This window comes from Pelagimonas sp. (genome assembly GCF_058892305.1).
Genome location: NZ_JBZXVN010000016.1, coordinates 1 through 15,566, shown reverse-complemented (window position 1 = coordinate 15,566; position 15,566 = coordinate 1). Strand labels below are relative to the sequence as shown.

The window sequence follows — 15,566 nt, the reverse complement described above, 5'->3', positions numbered from 1 at the left end:
GTCAGTCTGGCCTTTGGGCCGCTTTTAACACCTAGTCGTCGTTTGAGACAACCAATCGCAGGTGCCCGCGTTTGATTGTTGGGGGACTAGATTTGCCCTGAATGGCTTTGCCAACTTTGGGCACACCTTGTGATTTTGCGGCGTCCTCTGTCGCTTTTTTGCTCATCATGCCCCGGAACGGCGTCGCAGGTTCGCGAAAGGCACGCTCTGGTGTCGGCTCTGGTTCGGTTACTTTGACCGGGCGGCGATCAATAATACCGGAAGACACAGCCTGTTTGACCGCTACATTTGTGATGGTGAAACGACGCGGCGTGCGCCCGATTTTACCGTTGCTGACAAACACACCCAAGGCGCGGCTCATATCGCCAAAGTCAGAGCGCAGCGGCAAGAGAAGCATGTGACCTTCGAGGTCGGGCTTGCCAAAGCCACCTTCGGCTTTGAGATCAATCTTGATGATCGCCGGATCACCGAAAAGCTTTGTTACAGCCTGACCAAAACGGTCGCGATCAGATGGGGCAATCAGGCTAGAGAGCGGCATGCCAGCGATCTGCATTCCCATCAGGTCGGACAAATGGGAGCCAGCCACGCGAATTTTGGCCATGCTGGGCGCAATCCGTTCCATCAAAAACGCATACTCAAGGGCGTTTTCCATGCCGCGCGGGTCAATCTGGCTGCGCAGCGGCACTTGATTGTCCTGACACAGGCCAAGCCAATAGGACTCTACGTTGCGTAGAGGTGCCAGTCTTCTGTTTTTGTCGCGTTCAGACATCTGCACGATATCCCGACCGTTTCCACCATTGCCCAACATGTTTCCGCTCCTATCGTCTGGCGCGTCGTTGGAGGGCCCCCGTCCACCAAGCCTGCGTAATCTTCGTTACTGAAGTATTACTATCAGAGCTTTGACGCAAATTCGCCTCAATTGTGTCCTATAGGTTAACACAACCTTCAGACGCTTGCCTTGAGGGCGAGGAGCCGATACCCCATTTCAGGCACAAGTGGAGGCTCCTTATATGCGGCAATCAATGACAGGGTTCGCGAGCAAACAAGGCTCTGGACATGGGTTTGTCTGGGGGCTGGAACTGCGCGGCGTCAACGGCAAGGGGCTTGACCTTCGCTTACGATTGCCAGACTGGATTGAGGGACTGGAAATTGAGGTTCGAAAACGCCTAAACGCGGCGCTAAGTCGCGGAAATATACAGGTTTCTTTGCGCGTATCTTCCGAAGGGAGCGAGGGGGCCCCGCGGCTGGATACCAGACAGTTAAAAGCCGTTCTAGATGCCATGACCGAGATCGAAAATGAGGCGATGAACAAGGGGCTGTCTTTGGCACCGTCAACCGCCGCCGATATCGTCGGATTGCGCGGGGTTTTGACCACCGAGGCGGGGGATGTGGACCATGCCGCGTTGCGTGCCACAATTTTGACCGATTTTGACCATGCTGTGTCGGATTTCAAAAAAATGCGCGATTCAGAGGGGCAAAAACTTGCCGAAATCCTTGATCGGCAGCTGTCTGAAGTCGACTCATTGGTTAACGAGGCGGCAAATCTGGCAGAAATGCGCGCGCCGCAACACGCCGAGCGACTCAAGATTCAATTGGCCCGCGTTCTTGACAATGTGGATGCCGTTGACGAGGCGCGTATTGCGCAGGAATTGGCCATGATTGCGGTCAAGGCCGATGTGACCGAAGAAATTGACCGTCTGAATGCCCATGTCGCCGCCGCACGCGAGTTGATGGAGACCAAAGGCGCGATTGGCCGGAAATTCGACTTTCTGATGCAGGAATTTAACCGTGAGGCGAATACGCTGTGTTCAAAATCCGGCGATGCCGAGTTGACGCGCCTGGGTCTGTCGCTCAAGACGCTGATCGACCAGATGCGCGAACAAGTTCAGAATGTGGAGTAAGACATGAGCGACCGCCAAAACAATCGGCGTGGCCTACTGATTATCCTGTCTAGCCCGTCGGGCGCCGGCAAATCGACCCTGTCGCGCCGGTTGCTAGACTGGGATCCGAGCCTGAGTTTTTCCGTTTCGGCCACCACACGGGCGCCGCGCCCCGGTGAGGTAGACGGTGAGCATTATCATTTCCTGCAAGAGGATGCCTTTAAACGGCAAGTGGCCGATGACGGTATGTTGGAACACGCCCACGTATTTGGAAACTTCTACGGCTCGCCCAAAGCTCCGGTTCAAGAGGCGATTGAATCCGGCCGCGATGTGTTGTTCGACATTGACTGGCAAGGCGCGCAGCAGATTGTGAATTCCTCGCTTGGGCAACACACGCTTTCGGTGTTCATTCTTCCGCCATCTATCGTTGAATTACGGCGCCGTTTGATTGGCCGTGGACAAGATAGCGATGACGTGATTGCCAAACGCATGCAAAAAAGCTGGGACGAGATTAGCCATTGGGGCAGCTATGACTATGTTTTGGTGAATGACGATCTTGACAAGACATTTGCCGATCTGAAAACCATCGTCACAGCCACACGCCTGCGTCGCTTGCAACAGCCAAGCCTTGTTGAACATGCGCGTAACCTTCAGACTGAATTTCAGGAGCTATCATGACCGTTTATTCTCTGGCAGGCGTTGCGCCTGATATCGCTGACACCGCTTGGGTTGCGCCGGATGCCAATGTGATTGGCCGTGTGGTGATGGAAGACAAAACAAGCATCTGGTTCGGCTGTACCATCCGTGGCGACAACGAAGAAATTCGCATTGGGGCCGGAAGCAACATTCAAGAGAATGTGGTCTGTCACACCGACCTTGGCTTTCCTTTGCAAATCGGCGCAGGCTGTACCATTGGTCACAAAGTCATGCTTCACGGCTGTACCATTGGTGAAAACAGCCTAATTGGTATGGGCGCAACCATTTTGAACGGGGCCAAGATTGGCAAGAATTGTTTGATTGGGGCAGGGGCCTTGATCACCGAAGGCAAAGAGATTCCCGATGGCAGTTTGGTCATGGGGATGCCGGGCAAAGTCGTGCGTCAGCTCGATGATACCGTGATTGAGAAAAACAAATTGTCCGCTCTGCATTACCAAAAAAACGCGGCGCTCTTTGCCAAGGAGCTGACAGAAGTTTAACTGTCATTTCACCGTTACACTCTTGCGCTAGGGTCATTTTTGGCCCTGAAATGAAGGTCATGGAATGAAATCCACCCTGCAACGTCCCGTCGCGATTCCAACGAGCCAATCCAAGGCCGTGGCCACACCGATCATGCCATCGGTTGTTTATGCCTCGCAAACACCTGATGAGCTGGATTCGCAATATGTTGGTGAGGTTCAGGGCTATACCTATGCCCGCGAAGGTCACCCAAATGCGGATGTTTTGGCCCGTCGCATTGATGCGCTCGAAGGCATGGAAGGCGGTATTATCGTCGGATCAGGCATGGCGGCGGTGAGCGCGGCATTGATGGGATTGTGCGAACAAGGCGATCATGTGATCGGCGGTAGCCAGCTTTATGGCCGGTCCTTGCGAATGCTGGCCGAAGATTTGCCGCGCTACGGGATAGAAACATCGCTTGCCGATACCACAAATGCCAAGGCCGTCGCCGATGCGATCAAGCCCAACACCAAACTTGTCTTGGTCGAAGTGGTTTCGAACCCAACAATCCGTATTGCCGATCTTAACGGTATCGCCGAGGTGTGTGCCGCCAAGGGTGTTCTTCTTGTCGTCGACAACACCTTTACCACACCGGCCGCATTGAAACCGATTGAACATGGGGCCGACATTGTTTTGCATTCGGTCACCAAATTGCTCGCGGGACATGCGGATGTGACTTTGGGCTGGGTTGCGGCCAAAGACCCCGCCTTGATGGAGCGGATGACCATTTATGCGGTGACCCATGGTCTAACAGGGAGCCCCTTTGATTGCTGGCTGGCCGAACGTGGATTGGCAACGTTTGAACTGCGCTATGATCGGGCCCAGCAAACCGCACAAAGATTGGCGGACTTCTTGGCGGTTCAACCCGGTGTCAAAATGGTTGCCTATCCGACCCGTCCCGATCACCCGGAATGCGCCCGTGCCCAAAGCCTTTTGCGTGGCAAAGGGGCCAATATGGTTAGCTTTGAAATCGAAGGCGGTCGCGAAGCGGCCAACGCCTTTACCGCGACCGCAGCCGAGTTGGCCTTTGCGCCGACTTTGGGCGATGTCGGAACAACGATTTCGCACCCCAACTCCTCATCCCATCGTAACATCCCCGAGGCCGAGCGCCTTGAGAATGGCATCACCGAAGGGTTCTTTCGCGTCTCTGTTGGGCTCGAAGACCCGGACGCTTTGATCGCCGTTTTTGATAAGGGCCTAAAGGCAACAAGGACCCGATAATGCAATGTGATGCCGCCCCGTTTGTGTCCGCAGTTCCCTGGCCCGCGCTTCTAATCCGGGCAAACGAACGGATTGAGGCGGCAAATGAACCGGCCCTGAAACTGTTGGGCGCGGGGATTGAGGGGCGGCATTTCATTACGGCGCTGCGTCAGCCGATGTTGATCGAGGCCATCGAAGCCTCGCTCAGGGACGCAAAGCCGCGCAAAAGCGAATACCTCACCAACGACGGCCAACAGGACACCACATACAAGGTGTCGGTCCGCTTTGTGGAATCGACACCCGAACCGGCGGTTTTGGTATGTTTTGAGGATGTCACGGCCTTTGAACAAGCCGGGCAGATGCGCCGGGATTTTGTTGCCAATGTCAGCCATGAGTTGCGCACGCCTTTGACCGCTTTGATCGGGTTTATCGAAACCCTCAAAGGACCGGCCCGTGATGATGCCGGGGCGCGGATGCGGTTCCTTGATATTATGGACGACGAATCCAAACGGATGAACCGACTGGTGGGCGACCTTCTGTCACTTAGTCGGGTTGAAGCCGAAGAGCGGGTACGTCCGACCGAAATCATGTCTCCGGCGGATGTTATTCGAACGACGGCGCATAGTTTGAACGCTTTGGCAAAAGATTCTGGCGTTGAGTTAAAAACCGACCTGCCCGATACAGATGTGTCGATGGTTGGGGACCGGGATCAAATCCGGCAAGTTCTCAATAACTTGGCGGAAAACGCCATCAAGTATTCTGGTGCTGGGTCCGTTGTCACCTTGTCCTTGACGGGTCCGACCTATGAACCGCGCCTGAGGTGTCAAGCGGTGCGCTTGGCCGTTTACGATACGGGTCAGGGGATTGACGTACATCACATCCCACGTTTGACAGAACGGTTTTACCGGGTTGATAGCCACCGTTCGCGCGAGATGGGGGGCACCGGCCTTGGGCTTGCGATTGTGAAGCACATCGTAAATCGCCATCGCGGACGTCTTGAGGTGGTGAGCGAAAAAGGGCGGGGCACCTGTTTCACGGTCATCCTGCCTGTCACATAGAATCCGCCGCACGCCAAATACGGTATGTCGTGGCCATTGGCGTTCCTTGCTCGGTTTTGGACCACCGGTTTCTAAATCGTTGGTGCTAATAAGAGCGGGCTTTCGATTCTTGTTGTCGTCTTTGCTGTCACAAAAGGCGTCACCAAACGGATTTGACCGACATTTGGCGGTCTAATTTGTTGAACCTGCAAACCCGAGAATTTCTTTTAAACTTTTGTTTTACAGTGCCTTACTTCGGTCACCTGACGTCACTCGAGGGTGTTTCATAAAACTGTTACATACCTGTCACAAAAGCATTGCGAGACGTTAATAGTTCAGGCCCCGGAGATCATCACAGGGATGATCGCAGTTAAGTAACTTTTCAGGAGTTCACCATGACCGTGAAACTGACCGCTTCCGTGCTGGCAATCGCCGCCGTTTCTGCTTCTGCCGCTTTTGCTCGTGACAACGTGCAGGTCGCCGGTTCTTCGACCGTTCTTCCTTATGCTTCGATCGTTGCCGAAGCCTTTGGCGAAAACTTCGACTTCCCTACACCTGTTGTTGAATCTGGTGGTTCTTCTGCTGGCCTCAAGCGTTTCTGCGAAGGTGTTGGCGAAAACACCATCGACGTTGCCAACGCGTCGCGCAAAATCAAAGACAAAGAGATCAAAGCCTGTGCCGAAGCCGGTGTGACCGACATCATCGAAGTGCGCATCGGGTATGATGGCATTGTATTTGCCTCGCAAATCGACGGCCCAGCCTACACATCCTTCCAGCCGGTCGACATCTTCAACGGTCTGGCCGCTAAAGTTGTCAAAGACGGCGCTCTGGTTGAAAACACCCACAAGCAGTGGGCCGATTTCAACGCTGACCTGCCAGCCGCCGACATCGCCGCGTTCATCCCCGGCACCAAGCACGGCACACGCGAAGTGTTCGAAGAAAAGGTCCTGGTTGAAGGCTGTAAAGAAGCCGGCGCATTTGACCTCTATATGGCCGAAAACGGTGGCGACAAGAAAGCCGCTGGCAAAGCCTGCTACGAAGTGCGTACTGATGGCGTTTCTGTCGACATCGACGGCGACTACACCGAGACCCTTGCCCGTGTTGACGCCAACCCGAACGGCATCGGCGTATTCGGTCTGGCCTTCTATGAGAACAACACAGACACGTTGAAAGTGGCCACAATGGGCGGCGTTGCACCATCGACCGAGAGCATCTCGACCGGTGAATACCCTGTGTCTCGCCCACTGTTCTTCTACGTCAAGAAAGCCCACATCGGTGTTATTCCTGGCCTGAAAGAATATGCTGAGTTCTTCGTTTCCGAAGAGATTGCTGGCTCCGACGGTCCTTTGTCCGAGTATGGCCTCGTGTCTGACCCAGAGCTGGAAGCCACTCAGGCGGCAGTTGCCGATGAGAAAACCATGATGGAAGGCATGTAAGCCTTACGTTACGGACGGGGCGGCATATTTCGCCGCCCCATTTGTCTTTTAGGACCTTTTCCAAATTCTTCCTAAACCAACCCGCAGGGGGGCAGATGCCTGTTTTCTGGCTTGTTATGATCGTGCTCGGGCTCGCGGCACTCGGCTATGTTTTTGGTCGACAACGCGCGCTTGCAAACGCAGGGGGCGACAGCCGCCACTTGCATTCACTGCCGTCTTATTACGGCTCTAACGTCGCGATCAAAACCGTGGTTCCCGCGCTTTTGCTGTTGGTGATTTGGTTGCTTGTGCAGCCTTTTGTTGTCGACAGTCGCGTAATCGGAATGATCCCAGATAGCGAAATTCGCGAAGGATCAAGCGCAAGCCTTGTTATGGCCGAGGTGCGCCGAACTGCCGATGGATTGGACAACGCCGTCGCTGCGGGCGTGATGTCAGAAGATGACGCGCGAAACGCTCGCGCTGATGTGTCTGATATGACGGCGCGCCTCAAGGACGCGGGCCAGATCGTGACATCGACCATCACGCAGCCCATTCTTTTGGCCGCCCAAGAATACCGCGTCTTAAGAAGTATGAGTGCGCTTTATATGACAATTGCGGTATTGATCATTGCGGCCTCCGGATTGGTTTGGGGAATGCGAGGAACCCAAGCTGATTTCCGCGCCCGCAACGTCGTCGAAAAATCGATCCGCATGTTGCTTGTTGCGGCGGCGTCGATTGCGGTTTTGACCACCGTTGGAATTATCCTGTCGCTGATATTTAATACGGTCGAGTTCTTCCGCCTCTATCCGATCACCGCGTTTTTCTTTGAACCGACTTGGCTGCCAAGCTTTGGTGGCGGGATTGATAGTGATGGCAACCCGCTGTCCAAACTCGGGATTTTGCCCTTGCTTTGGGGCACGTTGTACATCTCGCTGATTGCCTTGCTGGTCGCCGTACCGATTGGGTTGTTTGCGGCGATTTACTTGTCTGAATATGCAGGCTCCAAGGTCCGCTCGATTGCCAAGCCGATGCTCGAAGTTTTGGCCGGCATCCCGACCATTGTGTATGGTCTGTTTGCCTTGCTGACTGTTGGCCCACTTTTGATTGGTGTCTTTGGAGACGAAGGATTGGGCTGGATGCAGGCCGGAACCGCGGTGATGACCGCCGGTTTGGTCATGGGCATCATGTTGATCCCCTTTGTGAGCTCGCTGTCTGATGACATCATCAATGCGGTGCCGCAGGCGATGCGCGATGGGTCCTTTGGGCTTGGCGCAACCAAATCCGAAACCATCAAACAGGTTGTTTTGCCCGCTGCCTTGCCCGGTATCGTGGGGGCGGTTTTGCTAGCGGCCTCGCGGGCCATTGGGGAAACCATGATTGTGGTGCTTGGGGCAGGGGCCGCCGCCCGTCTTAGCCTGAACCCCTTTGAAGCCATGACAACCGTGACCGCAAAAATCGTCAGCCAGCTGACCGGTGACGCGGACTTTGCCTCGCCCGAGGCGCTTGTCGCCTTTGCCCTTGGCATGACCCTATTCATTCTGACGCTCGGATTGAACGTCTTTGCCCTATATATCGTGCGCAAATATCGGGAGCAGTACGACTAATGACCGATGCAAGCCTAAACACGCCCAACACTGGGCACGAGCCGCGCGCCAAGTCATCCTTGATGACAGTGGATGCACGCACCAAACGCCGCAACGCCTCGGAAACACGTTTTCGGATGTATGGCATTGCCGCCGTGGCCGCCGGTGTCTTCTTTCTGGTGGTTTTGCTGGGCGCGATCCTGTCGAACGGGGTTGGGGCATTTCAACAGACCTTTATCTCGGTGGATGTGTACCTTGATCCGGCCAAGCTTGACAAAAAGGGCGGGCGCCAGATTGAAAACATCAAGAAGGTTTCGACCTTTGGCTATACGCCTCTGGTTCAACAGGCCTTGTTTGACAAAGTCGCCGAGCTTGGCGTTGAGACACCGTTGAAAAAGCGCAAGGACATGAAGGCGCTGATTTCGGCCTCGGCCGCAGCGCAGGTCCGTGACTATGTGATCGCGAACCCGATGCAGATCGGTGAAACCGTTACGTTTCGTATTCTCGCCTCATCTCGGGTCGACGGATACCTCAAAGATCGCGTCACCCGCGACTCCGTGGCACGCGACAAAAACATCAAGCCGACGCACCTCGATCTGGTTGACGCTTTGACCAAAGCCGATGTGATCCAAAAACAGTTCAACATCGACTTTATCATCGGTGCAGATGCGTCGGAAAGCCGGGCCGAACAGGCGGGCATGGGCGTGTCGATCCTTGGGTCGTTCTTCATGATGCTGGTTGTGTTGGGATTGTCTTTGCCAATTGGCGTCGCGGCCTCGATCTACCTTGAGGAATTTGCCCCGCAAAACCGCTGGACCGATGTGATCGAAGTCAACATCTCCAATCTGGCGGCGGTTCCCTCGATTGTCTTTGGTATCCTGGGTCTGGCTGTGTTCATCCAGTTCGCGCATCTGCCACAATCGGCCCCGTTGGTGGGTGGTCTTGTTCTGACCCTGATGACCTTGCCGACGATCATCATCTCGACCCGCGCGTCGCTAAAATCAGTCCCGCCAAGCATTCGTGACGCGGCGCTTGGAATTGGGGCTTCAAAGATGCAGGCGGTGTTTCACCATGTGCTGCCGCTGGCGATGCCGGGCATCTTGACCGGCACTATCATTGGCGTGGCTCAGGCCTTGGGCGAAACCGCACCTTTGTTGTTGATCGGGATGGTGGGGTATATTGCCACCAACTACCCAAGCGGCATCGGCTCCGGTTTCCTTGATCCAAACTCGGCCATGCCGGCGCAAATCTATGAATGGGCAAAGCGCGCTGACCCGGCCTACTATGAACGCGCCTGGGGCGGCATCATCATTCTATTGGTGTTCCTTTTGACCATGAACATCATCGCCATCATCCTGCGCCGCCGCTTTGAGCGCCGGTGGTAAGAGGGAGTAAGACACCATGTATGACGTACAAACACACCGCGCAGAGAAAGACCTCATCGTGAACGACATCAAAATCAGCGCAAATAACGTGCAGGTTCATTATGGCGACACCCACGCGATCAAAGATGTGAACGTCGAGATCGAAGACAAATGTGTCACCGCATTTATCGGCCCCTCGGGGTGTGGCAAATCCACCTTCCTGCGCTGTTTGAACCGGATGAATGACACTATTGATATTTGCCGGGTTCAGGGGGAAATTCTCTTGGATGGTGACAATATCTATGACAAGCGTGTCGACCCGGTGCAATTGCGCGCCAAGGTTGGGATGGTGTTCCAGAAACCCAACCCATTCCCCAAGTCGATCTATGATAATATCGCCTATGGGCCGCGCATCCACGGACTTGCCCGCAACAAGGCCGAGCTAGACGAGATCGTCGAAAAATCCCTGCGTCGCGGTGCGATTTGGGATGAGGTCAAAGATCGCCTGCATGCGCCCGGCACCGGCTTGTCCGGTGGTCAGCAACAGCGCCTTTGCATCGCCCGTGCGGTTGCCACAGAACCCGAAGTCTTACTCATGGATGAACCGTGTTCGGCGCTTGACCCGATTGCGACCGCTCAAGTCGAAGAATTGATTGATGAGCTGCGTCAAGAATACTCGGTGGTTATCGTGACCCACTCGATGCAGCAGGCTGCGCGTGTCAGCCAGAAAACAGCCTTCTTCCACCTTGGTAATTTGGTGGAATTTGGCGAAACGGGCAAAATTTTCACAAACCCAGAAGACCCGCGTACCGAGAGCTATATTACAGGACGGATTGGCTGATGAACGATCTAAACAACCACATTGTCAGTGCCTTTGACCGGGAACTGGAAGGTATTCAGGCGCAGATCATGAAGATGGGTGGTTTGGTCGAAGCCTCGATCATGGACGCCGCAGCCTCGCTTGAGACGCGTGATATTGAACTGGCCGAAAAAGTCCGCGCCGGGGATAAAATCATTGATGATCTTGAAGACGTTCTGAACGAAGAAGCGGCGCGGGTGATTGCGCTGCGCTCGCCCACGGCAACGGATTTGCGGGTTGTTTTGTCCGTCATGCGGATGTCGGCGAATCTGGAACGCATTGGGGATCTGTCCAAGAACATCGCCAAACGCACCGGCGTATTGGTGCAAATGCCACCGGTGGGCGACACGCCAGCCTCATTGCGCCGCATGGCGCGTGAGGTTGAGCTGATGCTCAAGGATGCGCTGGATGCCTATATCCAACGTGACGAGGCGCTGGCGCTTGATGTGATTGCCCGTGATGAAGACGTGGACAAGATGCACAACACCATGTTCCGCGAATTCCTAACCTTTATGTTGGAAGATCCAAGCAACATCACCGCCTGTATGCACCTTCACTTTATCGCCAAAAATATCGAACGCATGGGCGACCATGTGACCTCGATCGCCGAACAGGTGGTGTTTTTGGCGACCGGAAGCAAACCGGATGAAGCACGGTTGAAGAAGGACAAGACCTCGACAACACTTGGGCCGCAGCACGCAGGTAACGGAGCCTAACCATGTCCAGCGAGCAACCAACGGTATTGGTGGTCGAAGACGAGGCGGCGCAACGCGAGATTTTAGCCTACAACCTTGAGGCCGAAGGCTTTCGGGTTGTCCGGGCCGAAAATGGCGAAGAGGCGCTGGTGATTGTGGCCGAGGAAAACCCGGACATCATTGTGCTGGATTGGATGATGCCGAATGTGTCGGGTATCGAAGTCTGTCGCCAAATTAAGACACGCCCCGAAACCCGCAATGTACCAATTATCATGCTTTCGGCCCGATCCGAAGAGGTTGATCGGGTGAGGGGGCTTGAAACCGGGGCCGATGACTATGTGGTCAAACCCTATTCCGTGGTCGAATTGATGGCGCGGGTGCGCGCGCAATTGCGCCGTACGCGACCGGCCGCCGTCGGGGTTCAGCTTGATTATCAGGATATTATGCTTGATCCTGAAACCCATCGCGTGACGCGAAGCGGTGCGGCGCTCAAACTTGGCCCAACCGAATTTCGCTTGCTCAGCACCTTTATGGAAAAGCCGGGCAGGGTGTGGTCTCGTGATCAGCTACTTGACCGGGTGTGGGGCCGCGACATCTATGTTGATACCCGCACCGTAGACGTTCATATCGGTCGCTTGCGCAAAGCGTTGTGCCAACACGGCGGCGACGATCCGCTGCGCACGGTCCGTGGTGCCGGCTATGCCCTGGGATAACCCAATGACCAGAGTGTTCGATCACACCACCAATGATCAAAGAAATATAGCGTTTTAGCCCTTTCGCTCTTGCAGGATGTTGCCAGCCGGGGTAAAGCGCGCCCACGAACCCCACAGGCGGGGGCGGGCGTTTGAGGGAGACATCCTCAAAGTCCACCGGTTGAAGGCCACATTGATGCCCTTTGATCCCCCGCTGAGGATATGAAACCGGAAAGGATAAAGACATGGCTCTTCCTGAGTTCACCATGCGTCAGCTGCTTGAAGCGGGCGTTCACTTTGGTCACCAAACCCAGCGCTGGAACCCCCGTATGGGCGAGTTCATCTACGGCTCGCGCAATGGCATCCACATCATGGACCTGACGCAAACTGTTCCCATGCTGGACCAGGCGCTCAAAGCGATCCGCGATTGCGTTGCCAAAGGTGGCCGCGTTCTTTTTGTAGGCACCAAGCGTCAGGCAGCTCAGCCTGTTGCAGATGCTGCTGAAAAATGCGCCCAGTATTACATGAACCACCGTTGGCTCGGCGGCACGCTGACCAACTGGCAGACCGTTTCCAAGTCGATCCAGCGCCTGCGCACCATTGACGAGCTGATGGAAACTGGCGCCGAAGGCCTGACCAAGAAAGAGCGTCTTGGCATGGAACGTGACCAGACCAAACTGCAGGCATCGCTTGGCGGTATCCGCGAAATGGGCGGCGTTCCTGACATGCTGTTCGTCATCGACGTTAAAAAAGAAGCACTGGCCGTTGCCGAAGCCAACAAACTGGGTATTCCAGTTGTTGCGATCGTTGACACCAACTGCTCGCCTGACGGCGTTGACTACATCATCCCAGGTAACGATGACGCGGCCCGCGCTATCGCCCTTTACACAGATCTGGCATCGCGCGCTGCTCTGGACGGTATGACCGGCCAAATGGAAGCCGCAGGCATCGATCTGGGTGCTTTGGAAGAAGCTCCAGCTGAAGAAGCTGTTGCCGAAGAAGCTCCTGCCGAAGCTTAAGCCGCTCGGCTAATGCGCAGGTGTCATCAAGGTGACACTAAACCTGATGAAACAGGGCGCGCATGACCAAAACGGGTGGCGCAGAGCCACCCGCATTGCATTTTCAGAAGAGGAAGCCAAATCATGGCGATCACTGCTGCACAGGTAAAAGAACTGCGCGAAATCACTGCCGCGGGCATGATGGACGCGAAAAAAGCGTTGGTAGCAACCGACGGTGACATGGAAGCCGCCATTGACTGGCTGCGTACCAAAGGTCTGGCGAAAGCCGCCAAAAAATCCGGCCGTACCGCCGCCGAAGGTCTTGTGGCCGTGGCTGTTGACGGTGGCAAAGGTGTTGCTGTTGAAGTGAACTCCGAAACCGACTTCGTTTCCAAGAACGCCGAGTTCCAGGAAATGGTTGGTGGCATTGCTGCCGCAGCTCTGAATGTTGCCGATGTTGACGCGCTGACCGCCGCCGATTTGGGTGGCAAAACAGTTGCCGACACCATCACCGACAAAATCGCCACCATCGGTGAAAACATGTCGGTCCGCCGCATGGCGACCGTCGAAGGCGACGTTGTGACATCCTATATCCACAACGCTGCGACAACTGGCATGGGCCAGATCGGTGTTCTGGTTGCGCTTAAGGGCGGCGACGAAGCGTTCGGCAAGCAGGTTGCCATGCACATCGCAGCGGCCAATCCTCAGTCGCTTTCCGAAGCGGATCTGGACGCGGCTGTTGTTGAAAAAGAACGTCAGGTTCAAATCGACATCGCTCGTGAATCCGGCAAACCTGAGCAGGTTATCGAAAAGATGATCGTTGGCCGCATGAAGAAATTCCTGGCCGAAGTCACTTTGCTGGGCCAGCAGTTCGTCATGAACACTGACCTGACCGTTGAGCAAGCTGCCAAAGAAGCCGGTGCCGAGATCGTTGGCTATGTGCGTATGCAGGTTGGCGAAGGCATCGAGAAAAAAGAAGAAGATTTCGCAGCGGAAGTTGCCAAAGCCGTTCAAGGCTAATCTGTCTTTCATAGACGTAGAAAAGGCTGCTCTTTGAGCGGCCTTTTTTGTTTGGGCCAATACATGACGGTGTTGGGGAAATCGGGACCTCCGCCAGAGACATTGGGGATGAAGGCGGAGGCCCCGAAAGGGTGCTGATTGGCGCTTCGTAAATCGATTAACCAACCCGCGTCAGAAAAGAAGAGCCCGTCAATAGGCGGGGTATTTTTCCTTATGTTCCATGGCCTAAACGGCCACCACTCACGGAACACCACCACGTTCGCAGGTATCTTTCCGCAACGGAAGTCAGGTTTTCCGGACCTTAAGTAAGCTCGGAAATCTGTGCTTCCTGTTTAGGTGCCATTTGGACGAAAAAAAGCGACCTGAGGTGCGGTTGGGGTAGGGGGGTTAGGCGTGGATAATATACATTTGATTGTGGAACGCTGCTTTGGCGACCGCTTGCGCAGTGGTTTCCACATTCAACGTGTCGCGCGCCAATCGCAGATGTTTTTCAATCGTGGCCTGAGTGAGCCCCATGATTTGCGCAATGTCTTGCATTGTTTTGCCATCTCCAACCCATTCCAAGGCCTCACGCTGACGTGGTGTCAGGTTTTGGTTTTGCAACGGAATTGGTAGCGTCATGATTTTGAGGTGCACAAGGTTGTTCATCAATACGATGTCACCACCATGGTCTTCCCACATTTCGTCAAGCTGATCCTGATTGATGTCCGCGCGCGCACAGAGCGATATTGCCCCTTTGGCACGGCTGGAAACGGATTTAAAACTCACGGTGTAGCCAGCATGAACCTTGTGCGTCAGGTTGAAAGCAATGACCTGTTGTACTTTCTCGTCCAATGTCCCGCGCGAAATCTGTTCTGCCATGACACGCCAACTTGCGTGGCCTTCATTTTCCAAGGCCCAACGCACCATAGGTGCATTGCGATACAAGCCACCTTCGACAAACCCTTTGCGGTACTCAGGTGTATGATTGCTGAGAACAACGAAGTCATTGGGATCGCCGAAAGACGTCGGGGTCATGAATTGTGTAAATCCATAAATCAGACGATCGAAACCAAACTCGGCCATTTTTTCACAATGCAGCGCCCAAAGGTCTTCGACATTGTCGACATTGGTAAGCTCGGTCAGATAGACACGCAAATTGGCTTTCATGATCAAGCCTCCAAATCGTTGTTCAAGGCATCCATAGCCAAAATATAGCCCTGAGCACCAAACCCGCATATCAGACCGATAGCCACAGGCGAGATAAATGATGTGTGACGAAAGCTTTCGCGGGCATGTATATTGGACAAGTGAAGCTCCACAACTTTGGCCTCACATCCTTTGATCGCATCCATCAGCGCAATCGACGTGTGGGTGTAGGCACCGGCATTCAAAATAATGCCGTCATGTTTGCCGCGCGCATCCTGAACAAGGTCGACGAGCGCGCCTTCGTGATTGGATTGGGCACAGGTGACAGAGACACCGATTTTCTCGGCATGTGTCCGGCACATGTCTTCGACGTCCGATAAAGTCGTATGGCCATAAATCTCGGGTTGGCGTGTCCCGAGTAAGTTCAGGTTTGGACCGTTAAGTATCAAAAATGAGCGCATAAAACCTCCCAAAGCTTGA

16 protein-coding genes are annotated in these 15,566 nt (G+C 54.6%); 13 read left to right on the top strand and 3 right to left on the bottom strand.

Translation table 11 applies throughout. The features are described 5' to 3' along the window. Window positions 1-31: 31 nt before the first annotated feature. Complete coding sequence (locus AC5EFR_RS06255) at window positions 32-808, bottom strand: PAS domain-containing protein (RefSeq protein ID WP_493575023.1); 777 nt, start codon at window positions 806-808, stop codon at window positions 32-34. A 214-nt stretch (window positions 809-1,022) separates the two neighbouring features. Between AC5EFR_RS06255 and AC5EFR_RS06250 the strand changes: the two genes are divergently transcribed. The 13 genes from AC5EFR_RS06250 to tsf all read left to right on the top strand — a co-directional run bounded on the left by AC5EFR_RS06250 (window position 1,023) and on the right by tsf (window position 13,958). After that, window positions 1,023-1,901, top strand: a complete 879-nt coding sequence (locus tag AC5EFR_RS06250; protein ID WP_493575022.1) for a YicC/YloC family endoribonuclease — start codon at window positions 1,023-1,025, stop codon at window positions 1,899-1,901. Between the two features lie 3 nt (window positions 1,902-1,904). After that, window positions 1,905-2,558, top strand: a complete 654-nt coding sequence (gene gmk / locus AC5EFR_RS06245; protein ID WP_493575021.1) for a guanylate kinase — start codon at window positions 1,905-1,907, stop codon at window positions 2,556-2,558. Further along, window positions 2,555-3,076 carry a gamma carbonic anhydrase family protein gene (locus AC5EFR_RS06240; RefSeq protein ID WP_493575020.1) on the top strand — a complete coding sequence of 174 codons (522 nt, stop codon included), beginning with the start codon at window positions 2,555-2,557 and terminating at the stop codon, window positions 3,074-3,076. The genes gmk and AC5EFR_RS06240 overlap by 4 nt, the downstream gene beginning before the upstream one ends. A 64-nt stretch (window positions 3,077-3,140) precedes the next feature. Further along, window positions 3,141-4,316 carry a trans-sulfuration enzyme family protein gene (locus AC5EFR_RS06235; protein ID WP_493575019.1) on the top strand — a complete coding sequence of 392 codons (1,176 nt, stop codon included), beginning with the start codon at window positions 3,141-3,143 and terminating at the stop codon, window positions 4,314-4,316. Next, window positions 4,316-5,353: a sensor histidine kinase gene (locus tag AC5EFR_RS06230; protein WP_493575018.1), complete on the top strand. Its 1,038-nt coding sequence runs from the start codon at window positions 4,316-4,318 to the stop codon at window positions 5,351-5,353. Before AC5EFR_RS06235 ends, AC5EFR_RS06230 begins: the two co-directional genes overlap by 1 nt. 374 nt (window positions 5,354-5,727) lie before the next feature. Then, window positions 5,728-6,768 (top strand): PstS family phosphate ABC transporter substrate-binding protein, encoded by a 1,041-nt coding sequence (locus AC5EFR_RS06225; RefSeq protein WP_493575017.1) that lies wholly within the window; start codon window positions 5,728-5,730, stop codon window positions 6,766-6,768. 95 nt (window positions 6,769-6,863) lie between these two features. Further along, complete coding sequence (pstC, locus tag AC5EFR_RS06220; RefSeq protein ID WP_493575016.1) at window positions 6,864-8,351, top strand: phosphate ABC transporter permease subunit PstC; 1,488 nt, start codon at window positions 6,864-6,866, stop codon at window positions 8,349-8,351. Then, the gene (gene pstA / locus AC5EFR_RS06215; protein WP_493575015.1) at window positions 8,351-9,715 is read left to right on the top strand and encodes a phosphate ABC transporter permease PstA; all 1,365 of its coding nucleotides are present in this window, start codon (window positions 8,351-8,353) and stop codon (window positions 9,713-9,715) included. Before pstC ends, pstA begins: the two co-directional genes overlap by 1 nt. 16 nt (window positions 9,716-9,731) lie before the next feature. Further along, window positions 9,732-10,535: a phosphate ABC transporter ATP-binding protein PstB gene (gene pstB, locus AC5EFR_RS06210; RefSeq protein WP_493575014.1), complete on the top strand. Its 804-nt coding sequence runs from the start codon at window positions 9,732-9,734 to the stop codon at window positions 10,533-10,535. Continuing rightward, window positions 10,535-11,269, top strand: a complete 735-nt coding sequence (gene phoU, locus AC5EFR_RS06205) for a phosphate signaling complex protein PhoU (protein WP_493575013.1) — start codon at window positions 10,535-10,537, stop codon at window positions 11,267-11,269. Before pstB ends, phoU begins: the two co-directional genes overlap by 1 nt. 2 nt (window positions 11,270-11,271) lie before the next feature. Further along, window positions 11,272-11,961, top strand: a complete 690-nt coding sequence (gene phoB / locus AC5EFR_RS06200) for a phosphate regulon transcriptional regulator PhoB (protein WP_493575012.1) — start codon at window positions 11,272-11,274, stop codon at window positions 11,959-11,961. A 224-nt stretch (window positions 11,962-12,185) separates the two neighbouring features. After that, on the top strand, window positions 12,186-12,959 hold the full coding sequence (rpsB, locus tag AC5EFR_RS06195) for a 30S ribosomal protein S2 (protein WP_493575011.1): 774 nt from the start codon (window positions 12,186-12,188) through the stop codon (window positions 12,957-12,959). Between the two features lie 123 nt (window positions 12,960-13,082). After that, window positions 13,083-13,958, top strand: coding sequence for a translation elongation factor Ts (tsf, locus tag AC5EFR_RS06190; RefSeq protein WP_493575010.1), 876 nt, complete (start codon window positions 13,083-13,085; stop codon window positions 13,956-13,958). 387 nt (window positions 13,959-14,345) lie between these two features. Here the strand turns inward: tsf and AC5EFR_RS06185 are convergent, their stop codons facing one another. Both AC5EFR_RS06185 and aroQ read right to left on the bottom strand, forming a co-directional pair. Then, window positions 14,346-15,107, bottom strand: a complete 762-nt coding sequence (locus AC5EFR_RS06185; RefSeq protein WP_493575009.1) for a helix-turn-helix transcriptional regulator — start codon at window positions 15,105-15,107, stop codon at window positions 14,346-14,348. A 2-nt stretch (window positions 15,108-15,109) separates the two neighbouring features. Beyond that, window positions 15,110-15,547 (bottom strand): type II 3-dehydroquinate dehydratase, encoded by a 438-nt coding sequence (gene aroQ / locus AC5EFR_RS06180; protein WP_493575075.1) that lies wholly within the window; start codon window positions 15,545-15,547, stop codon window positions 15,110-15,112. Window positions 15,548-15,566: the final 19 nt, after the last annotated feature.

Excerpts from the sequence above, each read along its gene's own strand:
- AC5EFR_RS06255 (WP_493575023.1), bottom strand. The coding sequence starts at position 808 with ATGTTGGGCAATGGTGGAAACGGTCGGGATATCGTGCAGATGTCTGAA.
- AC5EFR_RS06250 (WP_493575022.1), top strand. The coding sequence starts at position 1,023 with ATGACAGGGTTCGCGAGCAAACAAGGCTCTGGACATGGGTTTGTCTGG.
- gmk (WP_493575021.1), top strand. The coding sequence starts at position 1,905 with ATGAGCGACCGCCAAAACAATCGGCGTGGCCTACTGATTATCCTGTCT.
- AC5EFR_RS06240 (WP_493575020.1), top strand. The coding sequence starts at position 2,555 with ATGACCGTTTATTCTCTGGCAGGCGTTGCGCCTGATATCGCTGACACC.
- AC5EFR_RS06235 (WP_493575019.1), top strand. The coding sequence starts at position 3,141 with ATGAAATCCACCCTGCAACGTCCCGTCGCGATTCCAACGAGCCAATCC.
- AC5EFR_RS06230 (WP_493575018.1), top strand. The coding sequence starts at position 4,316 with ATGCAATGTGATGCCGCCCCGTTTGTGTCCGCAGTTCCCTGGCCCGCG.
- AC5EFR_RS06225 (WP_493575017.1), top strand. The coding sequence starts at position 5,728 with ATGACCGTGAAACTGACCGCTTCCGTGCTGGCAATCGCCGCCGTTTCT.
- pstC (WP_493575016.1), top strand. The coding sequence starts at position 6,864 with ATGCCTGTTTTCTGGCTTGTTATGATCGTGCTCGGGCTCGCGGCACTC.
- pstA (WP_493575015.1), top strand. The coding sequence starts at position 8,351 with ATGACCGATGCAAGCCTAAACACGCCCAACACTGGGCACGAGCCGCGC.
- pstB (WP_493575014.1), top strand. The coding sequence starts at position 9,732 with ATGTATGACGTACAAACACACCGCGCAGAGAAAGACCTCATCGTGAAC.
- phoU (WP_493575013.1), top strand. The coding sequence starts at position 10,535 with ATGAACGATCTAAACAACCACATTGTCAGTGCCTTTGACCGGGAACTG.
- phoB (WP_493575012.1), top strand. The coding sequence starts at position 11,272 with ATGTCCAGCGAGCAACCAACGGTATTGGTGGTCGAAGACGAGGCGGCG.
- rpsB (WP_493575011.1), top strand. The coding sequence starts at position 12,186 with ATGGCTCTTCCTGAGTTCACCATGCGTCAGCTGCTTGAAGCGGGCGTT.
- tsf (WP_493575010.1), top strand. The coding sequence starts at position 13,083 with ATGGCGATCACTGCTGCACAGGTAAAAGAACTGCGCGAAATCACTGCC.
- AC5EFR_RS06185 (WP_493575009.1), bottom strand. The coding sequence starts at position 15,107 with ATGAAAGCCAATTTGCGTGTCTATCTGACCGAGCTTACCAATGTCGAC.
- aroQ (WP_493575075.1), bottom strand. The coding sequence starts at position 15,547 with ATGCGCTCATTTTTGATACTTAACGGTCCAAACCTGAACTTACTCGGG.